Origin of the sequence: Hyphomonas sp., from assembly GCF_036964145.1 — a bacterium.
Taxonomy (GTDB): domain Bacteria; phylum Pseudomonadota; class Alphaproteobacteria; order Caulobacterales; family Hyphomonadaceae; genus Hyphomonas.
This window is the reverse complement of sequence record NZ_JBALUC010000002.1, coordinates 863,093-875,750: the sequence shown is the minus strand read 5'-3', so window position 1 is coordinate 875,750 and position 12,658 is coordinate 863,093. Positions and strand designations below refer to the sequence as shown.

The window sequence follows — 12,658 nt, the reverse complement described above, 5'->3', positions numbered from 1 at the left end:
AGCTTGTTCGTCTTGGTAGGGAGGACGCCATGATACGCATTTCCAAGATCATTCTGATCGTGTTCGTCGGGCTGCAGGGCCTGTTCTATGCACTCAACAATATCGTGAATTTCGAGGCGGCCACCAGTTTCGTGCAAGGCGTGTTGCCTATGGCGGGTAACGAGGCGTATCCGAACGCTTTCGGCCCGGCGGTAACATCCCCCGCCCTGATCATGATCGTCCTATGGGTGATCATTCTCGGAGAGCTTCTGGTCGCCGCGTGCTCCTTCAAGGGCGCCTTCGACATGTTCCGGGCGCGCGCGGCTTCGCCAGAGGTCTTTGACGCGGCCAAGACATGGGGCCTGATGGGCTGCATCATGGCGCTGCTTGTCTGGTTCGGCCTGTTCATGGTGATCGGCGGGGCCTATTTCCAGATGTGGCAAACCCCGCTCGGCGGCGCGGCGCAGGGAGGCGCTTTCCAGTACGCCATGTCTAGCGGCGTGGTGCTCCTGTTCGTGAATTCGAAGAATTAGGGCCGCCTAGAACGGCACGTTCGGATCGTCTTCGCCCGCGCCGCCGATCTCCAGCCCCGCAAAGTCGAACACGCGCGGATCGTGCAAATGGCTCGGCCGCACCGTGGCCAGCGCGTGCGCCATGACCTGCCGCACGCCGGGCTTCTTGCGTTCCCACTCGTCCAGCATCTGCTTCATCGCCACGCGCTGCAGCCCGTCCTGGCTGCCGCAGAGATTGCACGGGATGATCGGGAATTCCATCGCCGTGGCGAACTTGGCCAAATCGTCCTCGGTAGCAGTGATCAGTGGGCGGAGCACGAACACGTCGCCCTCATCATTCAGCAGTTTCGGCGGCATCGCGGCCATGCGTCCGCCATGCACGAAATTCATCATGAAGGTTTCCAGCGCATCGTCACGGTGATGGCCGAGCACGATGGCCTCGCAGCCTTCCTCGCGTGCGATACGATAGAGGATGCCCCGGCGCAGGCGCGAACACATCGAACAATAGGTCCGCCCGGCCTCGACCTTTTCCGTTACGATGGAATAGGTGTCCTCGGTTTCGATCCGGTATTTTACGCCGACACTCTCCAGCCAGTCCGGCAGGACATGTTTCGGAAAGCCCGGCTGGCCCTGGTCCAGATTGCAGGCCACGAGGTCCACCGGCAGCGCGCCCTGCCATTGCAGATCCAGCAGCACCGCCAGCAGGCCATAGGAATCCTTGCCACCGGAGAGGCAGACCAGCCATTTCGGACGGGGCCTCTCGCCGGCATCCACCGCACGCCGTTCGACCATCTTGTAATCGTCGATCGCCTTCAGCGCGCCGCGTACCAGCCGCTTGCGCAGCTTCTTGAAGCTGACCCCGGAGGGCGCATCCGCAAACAGGGATGGGGCAAGAGGCGGGGCTGTATCGGGCATGGGGGCATTTGCCATGCGGTAAGGGCCGCAGGCAAGGCTTTCTGGCTGGCCCTAGGCAGGAATTGACAGGCCGGAGGGCGTGACGGACACTTCCGCGGCAGTGAAGGACAGACATGATGTGCCCGCCACGTTTCCTTGCCGCGATCCTGGCCTGCCTGGCCGTAATCAGCCCTGGCCCGGCGGGGGCCGAGACGCCGCGCGATCATGTGCGCCGGGCGGAGGCCGACACGGCATCCCCGCCCGCCAGCCTCGCAGAGGTCGACTGGCTGGTTGGCTACTGGATCGGGGACATGCCGGAAGGCCCGGTGGAGCAGGTTTTCCTGCCTGCCGACAAGGGACAGCTGCCCTCCTTCGTCCGGGCGACCAATCCGGACGGCATCATCTTCTACGAGATTTCGAACATCATCGCCCAGGACGGGACGCTCTTCATACGCCTGCGCCATTTCACGCCTGGCCTGAGCGGCTGGGAAGACCAGTCGGGCCCGATCGACCGCAGGCTCCTCGCGATCGAGGGTGACACGCTCTATTTCGACCGCGTCAGCTTCCGGCGCACCGGCCCGGATGCCTATACCGTCTATTTCCTGAACATGGACGGGGACGCAGAGCGTGAAACCCTTGTCATTCCGTTCCGGCGTGTGGCGGCGTTCACCTTCAGCGACTAGCCTAGCGCGCCAGGAACGGGATCCGGAAGAAGCGCTTGATGCTCCACCAGACGCGCAGGCGCTTGTTGTTCGGGGCATCATTGCTGCCGCGCGGGATCAATATGTCGTTCATGCGCGGCTGGTAGCGGCGGATCAGGTCTTCCTCGACCCGCGCCCGGTCGGCCGGCTTCTTGAGGACCAGCACGTGCCGCTCGGTCGCGCCGCGCTTCCACCAGGCTTCCCACCAGCGCTCATGCCCGATCAGGCGGCTTTTGAAGTTCGCGGCCTTGCCGATGTACAGCGGGAACAGGAAGAAGACGAAGCGGCGCTGCACGAAGACATAGATCCCGCCCTCATTCGGCAGGCCTTTCGGCGTCAGCGTGATCTTGAAGCGATAGGGCCGTCCCGACTCGCCCCACCAAGTATGCCACCCGAACAATATCCACATGTCCTCATGCCCTCCAGATTGGCGCGAAGCTCTCTTGCTACGGTTAATCAGCCGTTAAAATGTGGCGGTTTCGGGGGCCTGAGGGGGAGAAATCCTTCCGGATCCGCCCAATTGGTTAAGCTCCGAGCCGGGAGCAGGGCAGGGTGGCCAGGGCCAAATCAGACCCGCGCCATCGCCCGCTTGACCGGCGCGAAGCTCATCCGATGGTGGGCGCAGGGCCCGTGCGCCATCAACGCCTCGGCATGGGCCGCCGTGCCATAGCCCTTATGCCGGGCAAAGCCATAGGCCGGAAACGCCAGATCCATCTCCTTCATCAGCGCGTCGCGCACCGTCTTGGCGAGGATCGAGGCGGCGGAAATGGCGGGCTCCGTCAGATCGCCCTTCACGATGGCCGTCGCCGCGCAGGGCAGGCCGCCGGGCAGGGCGTTGCCATCCACCAGAATGTGCCCCGGCGCGAGGCCGAGCCCCGCCACGGCCCGCTCCATCGCCAGGAAGGTCGCCTGACGAATGTTCAGCCGGTCGATCTCCTCCGGGCTCGCATGCGCCACGCTCCACGCCGCCGCCCGCGCCCGGATCATCGGCGCCAGCGCGTCGCGCTTGGCTTCGGACAGCTTCTTGGAATCGGTCAGCCCGTCGATGGGCTGCGCCGGATCGAGGATCACCGCGCCCGCCGTCACCGGCCCGGCCCACGGGCCCCGGCCTGCCTCATCCACGCCGGCCATGATGATCTGGATCGTCGCCATCGGCCCATCAAAACGCGAGTCGCTCTTGCGCTCCAGCGCGCTCCGGGTTTCTACTGCACACATGACACAGCCATACCGCATCCAGATGCACGAGACCGGCGGGCCTGACGTCCTCAAGGTCGAAGACTTTATCCCCCGCAAGCCCGGCCCCGGTGAAGTGACCGTCCGCCAGAGCGCGGCGGGCCTCAATTTCATCGACACCTATCACCGCACCGGGCTCTATCCCGTGAAATTCCCCTTCACGCCCGGCCAGGAAGGCGCGGGCGCCGTGCAGGAAGTCGGCGAGGGCGTCACCCATCTGAAGCCCGGCGACAAGGTCGCCTATCTGGGCAGCGGCACCTACACGACGCATTTCACCGGCCCGGCCGACCGCATGATCCTCCTGCCGGACGAGATCCTGCCGCAGGATGCCGCGGCGGTCCTGCTCAAGGGCCTCACCGCCTGGGCGCTCCTGTTCGAAATCCGCCCGCTCCAGGCCGGCGAGACCATTCTCGTCTGGGCGCCGGTCGGCGGCGTCGGCAGCCTGCTCGTGCCGTGGGCGGCGAGCCTCGGCGCGCGCGTGATCGCCGTCACTTCGACCGAGGCCAAGGCCGAGAAAGCGAAAGCCCTCGGCGCGTCAGACGTGATTGTCGGTTATGAAGGCGTTGCGGCCAAGGTGAAGGAACTCACCGGCGGGCGCGGCGTCGATGTCGCCTATGACAGTGTCGGCAAGATCAGCGCCCAGGAAAGCCTGAGCAGCCTGCGCCCGCGCGGCTGGTTCGTCACCTATGGCAATGCCTCCGGCCCGGTCGACCCGATCCCGCCCGGCCGCCTCACCCAGGGCGGCTCGCTCATCATGACGCGGCCCTCCCTGTTCAATTTCATTCCGGATGCGGACAGCCTCGCCCGCGGCGCCGGCCTTCTCTTCAGCGCCCTGAAATCCGGCACAATCCACGCCGACATAGGCCAGCGCTTCCCGCTTTCGGAAGCGGCGAGGGCGCACGAGGCGATTGAGAGTGGCACGACGACCGGCGCGACGGTGCTCGTCCCGTAGGGCGGGTCAAGACCCGCCAAACAAAGGCACCAAGGAGAAACGCCATGCCGGATTATAGACGTCTCTATATTCCGGGTGGCACCTTCTTCTTCACGGTCACGCTCAAGAACCGTACCTCGGATGTGCTGACAGCAAACATTGAGGCGCTCCGCCAAAGCTGGCGAGACGTGCGCGCACGTCGCCCGTTCGAAACGCCCGCTGCAGTCGTGCTGCCGGACCATACCCATTTCATGATGACCTTGCCGGAAGGCGACCACGATTATTCAACCCGCATACGCCTCATCAAGGCAGGGTTCACCAAACGCCTGCCGGAGACCATCAAGCGTGAGGGCCGGAAAGGTGAACGGAATATCTGGCAACAGAGGTTCTGGGAACATGCGATCCGGGATGAAAAGGATTATGAGGCGCACGTGAATTACATTCACCACAATCCGGTTAAGCACGGTTATGTCGATGATCCCGACAAGTGGCCCTTCTCGACATGGCATCGCTTCAAACGCGATTATGGAAAAGCATGGAGACCTGGGTTATGGCGGGTTACGCTCCGCTAACCCGCCCTACAAAAACCAAAACCCCCGTAGGGCGGGTCAAGACCCGCCATGCCCCGGAACGCGGCACGGTGACTGGGGCTACGGTGCTGACACCCGTTAGAACGATATTATAGAAGAGCACTTAGCAATCTTTGAAAACTACAAAGTATACGGAATAATTTAGGTGTAATTTAATTGCTTTGGATGCGGTATCCCCGTCTTATGGCATGGGGCCGAAGTGCTTAAAAATACAAAGTGCATGCCCCTATTTTTGCGCAGCGATAACTTTCTCTAAGATTTCGTCTACGACTTCAAAAAATACCTCTGAATTATTGAAAAAACTGGGATATGCTAGCTGCAGTCCCTCAAAGGAGTCAGCTGAAACAAGGGCCACATGCTGGTGTGCTATATCCTTGTATTCTTGTTCCAGCTCCACATAGTGGGCATTTGCGGATGCAAATTCATCAAATGTATAATCCGTATAGAAATATTTTGGTATTTTGGAGTCAAATCTTATAAGGTACCAACTGGCAGTTGTGTTCGAGATGTCAGTGTTTTTCAGGGCTGAGCGGAAGCCGGATAACCACAAAAATGGTCTTAAAATTTTGAGATTATCTACGAGTTGATCGCCAAGTTCAATTATCGAACTAGGCGCATTCGGTGGCTGGGACTCATTTTCAAGATACGCAATTCCGCAAGAAACCAAAAAGAAGAATTGTAGCCACTGCTCATCTCCAACACCTCGCTTGAGATCTTCATTTCGGAAAAATCCGGCAAGTTCGACAGCGGTCGCCCAAGCATGTTGACGTCGAGATCGAACCTGCACCTCACAGAATGTCCCATTGATATGAGGGCGTTTCGATGAGTTATTTTTGTAGACTAAATGTATGCTTCTGTATCCAGTCGATTGTGGCTTCGCGATATAGTCTTGGACCTTTACGAGACTATGTTCTGTTCTGCTGCTTATCAGCCTACGAACTACTTTTTGTGCATCGCTAGAAGATGCAAGTACGGCGCGGCACCCAGAGATGTCTTGCATCTGAGTTAGACGCCCCGCGCGATTTGGGCCTCCCTCAAAGCGGAGCTTTAAAATAATCGAGCGAATTCTTTTCAGTCTCTGAGAATAGAGTGCATCTTTTTGTACTTTATTGGTATGGAGCTTCAAAAGTCTGCTTATACTTTTTAAGTGCGAGTTATGAAGTGCTCGCCACTCAGTTACCGACGCATAAGCAGCATTGAATTCTTTATCGTCGGTTTCTCTCGATAACTTGCGGAGAATATTACCAGCTTTGTCTATTTGATTTTTTGAGAAAGACAATTCACCACTCACTCTCAAAGGGGTGCATCTGATCTGAGGAGCAAATGCATAGTTACCCTCTAAGCGTAACAAGTTTGGTAGGATTATCTATCAGACGAAGAAAATAAATCTTATCCCACCCCTCTGAGCCCTGCCGTATGCTTACTCGCATGTTCGACCGGGACTCCCTCATCAAACGCGCGCTGGAAACGGGCTGGCCTTTTGTGGCCGGGCGGATGGAGGAGGTGCGCGGCGCGCTCACCGCGCCAATTGAGGGCGCCGTGCCGCGCGCACTCTATTACGCATCGCTCCGTACCCTGCGCGCCCTGGAATCCCTGGTCCGGCGCATGCTCTATCTCATGTCGCTGGAGCTGGACGTCAGCTGGACCGCGCCGCGTCCGCGTGAAACGGACTGGAACAGGGTGAAACGGAATGAAACGGTCTGCGACGCGCTGAAACAGGATGACACCGCCTGCAACGCCCTGGCACAGCCTGCGACCCGCCGGATCGCGCTGGCCGACACGCTGACCCTCTATTTCCCGCCGCTGGAGCCGCCCGAGACCCAGGCGGTCACATACGGGGCCCGGCCCTCGATCTGGATGCTGGGCATGCCCCGCGCGCCAGAGCCCGAAGGCCCGCCCGAAACGCTCGATCCCGCGCCCTTGCTCGCCCGGCTGGAGCGGCTCGCCACCAGCTGCGCCGACCCGGCCGCCGAGGCGATCCGCATGGCGCGCTGGCAGGCGCGGCGGCTCGCGCGGATGCAGGCCGGCACGCGCGGGCGGACGCATCCGCTGCGCACGGGCCGCCCGCCGGGCTATGCGAAAGACCGGCTGAGGCGCGATCCGCTGCAGAGAAAGCTCAAGGATTTCTGGCACTTCTGCCATTGGGCCGATGAGGCCGCCTATCGCCCGCCGGACCGGGCCGACGGGCGTCCGGCCCCGGCCTGACCGGGGCGGCGAAAGGTTAAAATTCGGCAATGTGAGGGGGCTGCAATCTCCGCCCACCCGCGCCTTGGGAGGGGCTAAGGGCGAGCGGAGCCATGGGCGGCTGGGTGCAGTTGATGGGTACCGCCCATTAGGGTTCGGTGTGCTGCAGGTATTACAGGTTCTGCAGACCCGAGGGGGCGTGGCGCGAATCCGGGAGAGGGGTGTGTATTCGCGTCACGGGTGAATTATGCGCCACAGGTGTGAAAGCCGCGTTTCCGGAAACGGCGCAATTGCCGGTATGCCGGAAAGCGCGCGCTAACCTTGATTCATCATTTACGATTAAGGCGCGGCCTGTAGCTCCAGCAGCAGGGCCGGGTCGATATAGAAATCGCCGTCCCGGCTGCTCGCCTCCGGATTGCGCCACTTCACCGCCCAATGCAGATGCGGGCCCGTCGTGCGGCCGGAATTCCCGGTCTTCGCCAGCAGGTCGCCGGTGCCAACTTCATCGCCCGCCGCCACATCGACGGACGAGAGGTGCATGAACACCGAGACGAGGCCATGCCCATGGTCGAGGAAAACGGTGCCGCCTTCATAATAGAGATCCGGATCGGCCAGGATCACCACGCCCGGCGCCGGCGCGCGGACTTCGGTGCCGATCGGCGCGGCCATGTCATAGCCGCGATGCACCGATGTGCTCTCGCACGGCTCGCCGGTAACTTTCGAGACGCCGCTATATTTCCGCGTCGGCCCGAAGGGCGACGAGGCCGGGGCGTCGGCAGGCTTCACGAATCCCTCCAGCGCGCCGGGGCCGGGATTGAAGCTGGCAAACGCATCCTGCTTCTTCACCCAGCTGCGCGAGGCATGGGCTTTCTGCTCCGGCGAGCGGGCATCCACCTTGTCGCAGTCGAGCCCGGTCAGCTCGCGATATTCATCATGGCGCTCGGCAATCTGCAGGTCGCCAAAGGCGCCGCTGTCATGCGTCCAGCCGACCACGCTCGGCGCGCGCGTGCTGAGCCCGAACTGCGCCGTGCCCATTTCGCTGACGGTCAGCCTGGTGCCGGCCACCGTGAAATGGCTGCCCGGCTTCGCGGAACAGATCACCAGCCCGCCCTGCACCAGGACGCCGCCACAGTCCGGCGCAGCCGATTCGGCGGGCGCCTCGGCAATGGGCGCGGGGGCAGGTTTTGGTGTGGGCCCGGTTTCCGGAATGGGCGCAGGCGTGGGGGCCGGAGACTCGGCCGCAGCGCACGCCACGACAAACGCCGACAGGCCGACCAGAATTGCGCGGCGCATCAGCTGCCGGCCTTGGCCATGCGCTGGCTTGCCGCGTCGGCATCCCAATAGGCTTCCTGCAGGTCCACGCTCCAATAGCGCAGGCCCTGCAGCGGAATCTTCCGGCTGGTCACGGCGCAGGTGACATAGTCTCCCGGCGTGATCATTTCGATGTCGGCGTCGAGATAGCGAAGGCGGGCTTCGCCGGCGGGGCGGCTGGATCGGTCAAGCATGGACGGGATCATGCCTGAAACGCAGCGAAAAGAAAAGATGTAGCGCGCAGGAAGTTTCCCCTTTGTTCCGCAGAACAAATATGGTACATCGTGCTCAGCAACGGCAAACGGGGGCCTTGCCAAATGCGGCCCCATGGTAGACCTAAGGAGACGACTCATGGCCAAAGCGGCGCTACAACTCGTGGACAAGGAATCAGGCGTGGACAAGCAGAAAGCTCTTGAAACAGCTTTGGGCAATATTGAGCGGTCCTTCGGCAAGGGCTCGGTCATGCGCCTCGGCGACAAGAAAGTCATGGATGTCGAAGCGGTGCCTACCGGCTCGCTCGGTCTCGACATTGCGCTCGGCATTGGCGGCCTGCCCAAGGGCCGCATCATTGAAATCTACGGCCCGGAAAGCTCGGGCAAGACGACCCTGGCCCTGCACAGCGTGGCAGAGGCCCAGAAGAATGGCGGCGTCTGTGCCTTCATCGACGCCGAACATGCGCTGGACCCGCTCTATGCCGGCAAGCTGGGCGTTGACCTTGATGATCTGCTGATCTCCCAGCCGGACACGGGCGAGCAGGCGCTTGAAATCGCCGACACGCTGGTGCGCTCCGGCGCGGTCGATTTGCTCGTCATCGACTCGGTGGCGGCCCTCACGCCGCGCGCCGAACTTGAAGGCGAGATGGGCGATTCCCTGCCGGGCCTGCAGGCCCGCCTGATGAGCCAGGCGCTGCGCAAGCTGACCGGCTCGATCTCCAAGTCCAAATGCATGGTGATCTTCATCAACCAGATCCGGATGAAGATCGGCGTCATGTTTGGCAGCCCCGAGACCACCACCGGCGGCAACGCGCTGAAATTCTACGCCTCCGTCCGCCTCGACATCCGCCGCATCGGCGCGATCAAGGACCGGGATGAAGTCATCGGCAACCAGACGCGCGTCAAAGTCGTCAAGAACAAGGTCGCGCCGCCCTTCCGTCAGGTCGAATTCGACATTCTGTATGGCGAAGGCATTTCCAAGACGGGTGAACTCATTGATCTCGGCGTGAAGGCCGAAGTCGTCGAGAAAGCCGGCTCCTGGTACTCCTACAAGGGAGAGCGCATGGGCCAAGGCCGTGAGAAGACCCGGAATTTTCTGAAGGAAAACCCGGCCATTGCCGACGAGATCGAAGATGCTATCCGGCGCAATGCGGGCCTGCTGGCGGATGAATTGCTGAATGCCGGCATGGAATCCGAACAGGATGACGATCTGCCGGACGCCGCCGAAGGCTGATTGCCCAAACCTTCCCCAGATCTCGATCTGATTATGATCCGGTCCTGAAACCTGCGTTTCGGGGCCGGAAATCCCATCTCTCTCTCAAGAGAACTGTCCCTTTGTGGCGCACCCCGCTTGGCGTGCCGCAAAGGGACCTTTATATCGCCGGTGTAATATTCGTGCCGATCGACTCGGCCGTAACACTGATCGCAAGGACACAGAGCTGCCCATGACCGGCGTAAACGAGATTCGCGAGACCTTTCTCTCCTTCTTCGAGAAGCGGGGGCATTTGCGTCAGGCGTCCGCGCCATTGATCCCGCAGAACGACCCGACCCTGCTGTTCGTGAATGCCGGCATGGTGCCGTTCAAGAACATCTTCACCGGCGCCGAGACCCCGCCCGCCCCGCGCGCCACCACGTCTCAGAAATGCGTGCGCGCCGGCGGAAAGCACAATGACCTCGACAATGTCGGCTACACGGCCCGTCACCATACTTTCTTTGAAATGCTGGGGAATTTCTCCTTCGGCGACTATTTCAAGGAAGAGGCCATCGAATTCGGCTGGGAGCTGTGCACAAAGGAATTCGCGCTTGATCCGAAAAAGCTGCTCGTCACGGTCTATGCCGAAGATGATGAAGCCGCAGCGCTGTGGAAAAAGATCGCCGGCCTCGACGATTCCCGGATCATCCGGATCGGCACGTCGGACAATTTCTGGTCCATGGGCGATACCGGCCCGTGCGGGCCCTGCTCGGAAATCTTCTACGATCATGGCGAAAGCGTTCCCGGAGGCCCTCCCGGCAGCCCGGACGAAGATGGCGACCGGTTCATCGAAATCTGGAACCTCGTTTTCATGCAGTTCGACCAGCAGGCCGACGGCACGCGCAAGAATCTCCCCAAGCCCTCGATTGATACCGGCATGGGGCTGGAGCGGATTTCGGCCGTCCTGCAGGGCGTCCACAACAATTACGACATCGATCTGTTCAAATCGCTGATCGCCGCCGAGGAAGACCTCTATGGCGCGAAGGCCGCAGGCGACCAGCTTGCCTCCTTCCGCGTCATTGCCGACCATCTCCGGACGTCGGCTTTCCTGATTGCCGATGGCGTCCTGCCGTCGAATGAAGGCCGCGGCTATGTCCTGCGCCGCATCATGCGCCGCGCGATGCGCCACGGGCACCTGCTCGGCGCGCGTGAGCCGCTGATGTACAAGCTGGCCCCGGCACTGATTTCGGAAATGGGCAAGGCCTATCCGGAACTGGGCCGCGCCAAGGCTGCCATCGAATCCGCGCTCGAACAGGAAGAGGGCCGCTTCCAGCGCACGCTGGGCAATGGCCTGTCATTGCTCGACAAGGAAACCGCCGCCATGAAAGCGGGCGATGCACTGCCCGGCGATGTCGCGTTCAAATTGTCGGACACGTATGGCTTCCCGCTCGACCTGACGCAGGACATCCTGCGCGGCCGCGACATGAGTGTCGATGTCGAGGGCTTCGAGACGGCCCTTGAACAACAGCGGCAGGACAGCCGCGCTGCCGGCTTCTCGTCAGGCGATCAGGCAACGGACGATATCTGGTTCCGCGTGCGCGATGATGCCGGCGCCACGAAATTCACCGGCTATGACGGCACGGAAGGCAAGGGCAAGCTGGTCGCCATCGCGTCCGGCGGGGCGCGCGTCGATACGCTGTCGGCTGGTCCGGCGGAACTCGTCTTCGATACGACGCCCTTCTATGCCGAATCCGGCGGACAAGCTGGCGACCATGGCGAGATCGTCTTTGATGGCGGCGCGCGCTTCATCGTGCGCGACGTCCAGAAGCGCGCCGGCGACCTGCATGTCCATATCGGTGAACTCGTCTCCGGCGAGGCCAAGCTTGGCGACACGGCCAGCCTGCATGTCGATGCCGGCCGCCGCCGCGCCATCATGGCCAATCATTCGGCCACGCACATCATGCATGCAGCGCTGCGCAAAGTACTTGGCGAGCATGTCACGCAGAAGGGCTCGCTGGTCGAGGCCGACCGGTTCCGCTTTGACTTCTCTCATAACGGCCCGATGACCCAGGCCGAACTCGAAGCCGTCGAGGATGAGGTCAACGCCCAGATCCGCGAGAACCACCCGACCGGCATTCAGGTCACCTCGCCAGACAAGGCCATCGAGGCGGGCGCCCTGGCCCTGTTCGGTGAGAAATATGGTGACGAAGTCCGTGTGCTGTCCATGGGCGCGGGCGATGGTCAGCGGTATTCGGTCGAGCTGTGTGGGGGCACGCACGTCGAGCGCGCCGGCGATATCGGGGTCTTCGTGATCACGTCAGAAGGCGGCGTGTCCGCCGGGGTACGCCGCATCGAGGCGGCCACAGGTGCCGAGGCGTTGGCCTATCTCAAGGGCCGCGCGCAGATCGCCGCAGACCTTGCCGAAAGCCTGAAAGTTCCGCTCAAGGATGTTCCGCGCCGTGTGGCGGCGCTCGGCGAAGAGCGCCGGTCTCTGGAAAAGGAACTGGCCGATGCCAAACGCAAGCTCGCAATGGGCGGGGGCGGCGCAGCAGCCGCAGGCCCGGAAGAGATCAATGGCGTGAAGCTGATGGCGCGCATTGCCGAAGGCGTGGGCGGCAAGGAATTGCGCACGCTGGTCGATGAGGCCAAGGCCCAGATCGGGTCCGGCATCGTGGCCTTTGTCGGCGTGGCCGATGGCAAGGCCGGGGTCGCCGTGGGCGTCACCAAAGACCTCACCGACACCTATTCGGCAGTCGATCTCGTCAAGGCGGCCAGCGAAGCGCTGGGCGGCAAGGGCGGTGGTGGCCGGCCGGACATGGCCCAGGCGGGCGGCCCGGATACCGACAAGGCCGAAGACGCGCTCGCCGCGGTCCGCGCCGCGATCGCGGGCTGACCTCCGGGCATCGGACAATTGACTCA

At 62.0% G+C, this 12,658-nt stretch carries 13 protein-coding genes; 7 read left to right on the top strand and 6 right to left on the bottom strand.

Annotated elements, in window-relative coordinates; all coding sequences use genetic code 11:
- Nucleotides 1–29: 29 nt before the first annotated feature.
- Nucleotides 30–512 carry a DUF2165 domain-containing protein gene (locus V7660_RS09105; RefSeq protein ID WP_335602767.1) on the top strand — a complete coding sequence of 161 codons (483 nt, stop codon included), beginning with the start codon at nucleotides 30–32 and terminating at the stop codon, nucleotides 510–512.
- Nucleotides 513–518: 6 nt separating this feature from the next.
- Here V7660_RS09105 and ttcA read toward each other — a convergent pair whose 3' ends face one another.
- Nucleotides 519–1,406 (bottom strand): tRNA 2-thiocytidine(32) synthetase TtcA, encoded by an 888-nt coding sequence (gene ttcA / locus V7660_RS09100; protein ID WP_335602766.1) that lies wholly within the window; start codon nucleotides 1,404–1,406, stop codon nucleotides 519–521.
- Between the two features lie 116 nt (nucleotides 1,407–1,522).
- On the opposite strand from ttcA, the gene V7660_RS09095 reads away from it, so the two are divergent.
- Nucleotides 1,523–2,068 (top strand): DUF6265 family protein, encoded by a 546-nt coding sequence (locus tag V7660_RS09095; RefSeq protein WP_335602765.1) that lies wholly within the window; start codon nucleotides 1,523–1,525, stop codon nucleotides 2,066–2,068.
- A gap of 1 nt (nucleotide 2,069) precedes the next feature.
- Here the strand turns inward: V7660_RS09095 and V7660_RS09090 are convergent, their stop codons facing one another.
- The gene (locus V7660_RS09090) at nucleotides 2,070–2,495 is read right to left on the bottom strand and encodes a GIY-YIG nuclease family protein (RefSeq protein ID WP_335602764.1); all 426 of its coding nucleotides are present in this window, start codon (nucleotides 2,493–2,495) and stop codon (nucleotides 2,070–2,072) included.
- Between the two features lie 158 nt (nucleotides 2,496–2,653).
- The gene (rnhB, locus tag V7660_RS09085; RefSeq protein ID WP_442910037.1) at nucleotides 2,654–3,238 is read right to left on the bottom strand and encodes a ribonuclease HII; all 585 of its coding nucleotides are present in this window, start codon (nucleotides 3,236–3,238) and stop codon (nucleotides 2,654–2,656) included.
- Nucleotides 3,239–3,299: 61 nt separating this feature from the next.
- Between rnhB and V7660_RS09080 the strand changes: the two genes are divergently transcribed.
- Both V7660_RS09080 and V7660_RS09075 read left to right on the top strand, forming a co-directional pair.
- Nucleotides 3,300–4,271, top strand: a complete 972-nt coding sequence (locus V7660_RS09080; protein ID WP_335602762.1) for a quinone oxidoreductase family protein — start codon at nucleotides 3,300–3,302, stop codon at nucleotides 4,269–4,271.
- Nucleotides 4,272–4,315: 44 nt separating this feature from the next.
- On the top strand, nucleotides 4,316–4,822 hold the full coding sequence (locus tag V7660_RS09075; RefSeq protein ID WP_335602761.1) for an REP-associated tyrosine transposase: 507 nt from the start codon (nucleotides 4,316–4,318) through the stop codon (nucleotides 4,820–4,822).
- Between the two features lie 244 nt (nucleotides 4,823–5,066).
- Here V7660_RS09075 and V7660_RS09070 read toward each other — a convergent pair whose 3' ends face one another.
- A complete protein-coding gene (locus V7660_RS09070) occupies nucleotides 5,067–6,131 on the bottom strand; it encodes a RelA/SpoT domain-containing protein (RefSeq protein WP_335602760.1) in 1,065 nt (354 codons plus the stop codon).
- Nucleotides 6,132–6,256: 125 nt separating this feature from the next.
- On the opposite strand from V7660_RS09070, the gene V7660_RS09065 reads away from it, so the two are divergent.
- The gene (locus V7660_RS09065; protein WP_335602759.1) at nucleotides 6,257–7,045 is read left to right on the top strand and encodes a hypothetical protein; all 789 of its coding nucleotides are present in this window, start codon (nucleotides 6,257–6,259) and stop codon (nucleotides 7,043–7,045) included.
- Nucleotides 7,046–7,363: 318 nt separating this feature from the next.
- Here the strand turns inward: V7660_RS09065 and V7660_RS09060 are convergent, their stop codons facing one another.
- Nucleotides 7,364–8,317, bottom strand: coding sequence for a M23 family metallopeptidase (locus tag V7660_RS09060; protein ID WP_335602758.1), 954 nt, complete (start codon nucleotides 8,315–8,317; stop codon nucleotides 7,364–7,366).
- Nucleotides 8,317–8,529, bottom strand: a complete 213-nt coding sequence (locus tag V7660_RS09055) for a DUF2093 domain-containing protein (protein ID WP_335602757.1) — start codon at nucleotides 8,527–8,529, stop codon at nucleotides 8,317–8,319. The genes V7660_RS09060 and V7660_RS09055 overlap by 1 nt, the downstream gene beginning before the upstream one ends.
- Before the next feature lie 157 nt (nucleotides 8,530–8,686).
- Between V7660_RS09055 and recA the strand changes: the two genes are divergently transcribed.
- Nucleotides 8,687–9,781: a recombinase RecA gene (gene recA, locus V7660_RS09050; RefSeq protein WP_206992586.1), complete on the top strand. Its 1,095-nt coding sequence runs from the start codon at nucleotides 8,687–8,689 to the stop codon at nucleotides 9,779–9,781.
- Between the two features lie 211 nt (nucleotides 9,782–9,992).
- On the top strand, nucleotides 9,993–12,632 hold the full coding sequence (alaS, locus tag V7660_RS09045) for an alanine--tRNA ligase (RefSeq protein ID WP_335602756.1): 2,640 nt from the start codon (nucleotides 9,993–9,995) through the stop codon (nucleotides 12,630–12,632).
- Nucleotides 12,633–12,658 lie beyond the last annotated feature (26 nt).

Excerpts from the sequence above, each read along its gene's own strand:
- V7660_RS09105 (WP_335602767.1), top strand. The coding sequence starts at position 30 with ATGATACGCATTTCCAAGATCATTCTGATCGTGTTCGTCGGGCTGCAG.
- ttcA (WP_335602766.1), bottom strand. The coding sequence starts at position 1,406 with ATGCCCGATACAGCCCCGCCTCTTGCCCCATCCCTGTTTGCGGATGCG.
- V7660_RS09095 (WP_335602765.1), top strand. The coding sequence starts at position 1,523 with ATGTGCCCGCCACGTTTCCTTGCCGCGATCCTGGCCTGCCTGGCCGTA.
- V7660_RS09090 (WP_335602764.1), bottom strand. The coding sequence starts at position 2,495 with ATGTGGATATTGTTCGGGTGGCATACTTGGTGGGGCGAGTCGGGACGG.
- rnhB (WP_442910037.1), bottom strand. The coding sequence starts at position 3,238 with ATGGCGACGATCCAGATCATCATGGCCGGCGTGGATGAGGCAGGCCGG.
- V7660_RS09080 (WP_335602762.1), top strand. The coding sequence starts at position 3,300 with ATGACACAGCCATACCGCATCCAGATGCACGAGACCGGCGGGCCTGAC.
- V7660_RS09075 (WP_335602761.1), top strand. The coding sequence starts at position 4,316 with ATGCCGGATTATAGACGTCTCTATATTCCGGGTGGCACCTTCTTCTTC.
- V7660_RS09065 (WP_335602759.1), top strand. The coding sequence starts at position 6,257 with ATGCTTACTCGCATGTTCGACCGGGACTCCCTCATCAAACGCGCGCTG.
- V7660_RS09060 (WP_335602758.1), bottom strand. The coding sequence starts at position 8,317 with ATGCGCCGCGCAATTCTGGTCGGCCTGTCGGCGTTTGTCGTGGCGTGC.
- V7660_RS09055 (WP_335602757.1), bottom strand. The coding sequence starts at position 8,529 with ATGCTTGACCGATCCAGCCGCCCCGCCGGCGAAGCCCGCCTTCGCTAT.
- recA (WP_206992586.1), top strand. The coding sequence starts at position 8,687 with ATGGCCAAAGCGGCGCTACAACTCGTGGACAAGGAATCAGGCGTGGAC.
- alaS (WP_335602756.1), top strand. The coding sequence starts at position 9,993 with ATGACCGGCGTAAACGAGATTCGCGAGACCTTTCTCTCCTTCTTCGAG.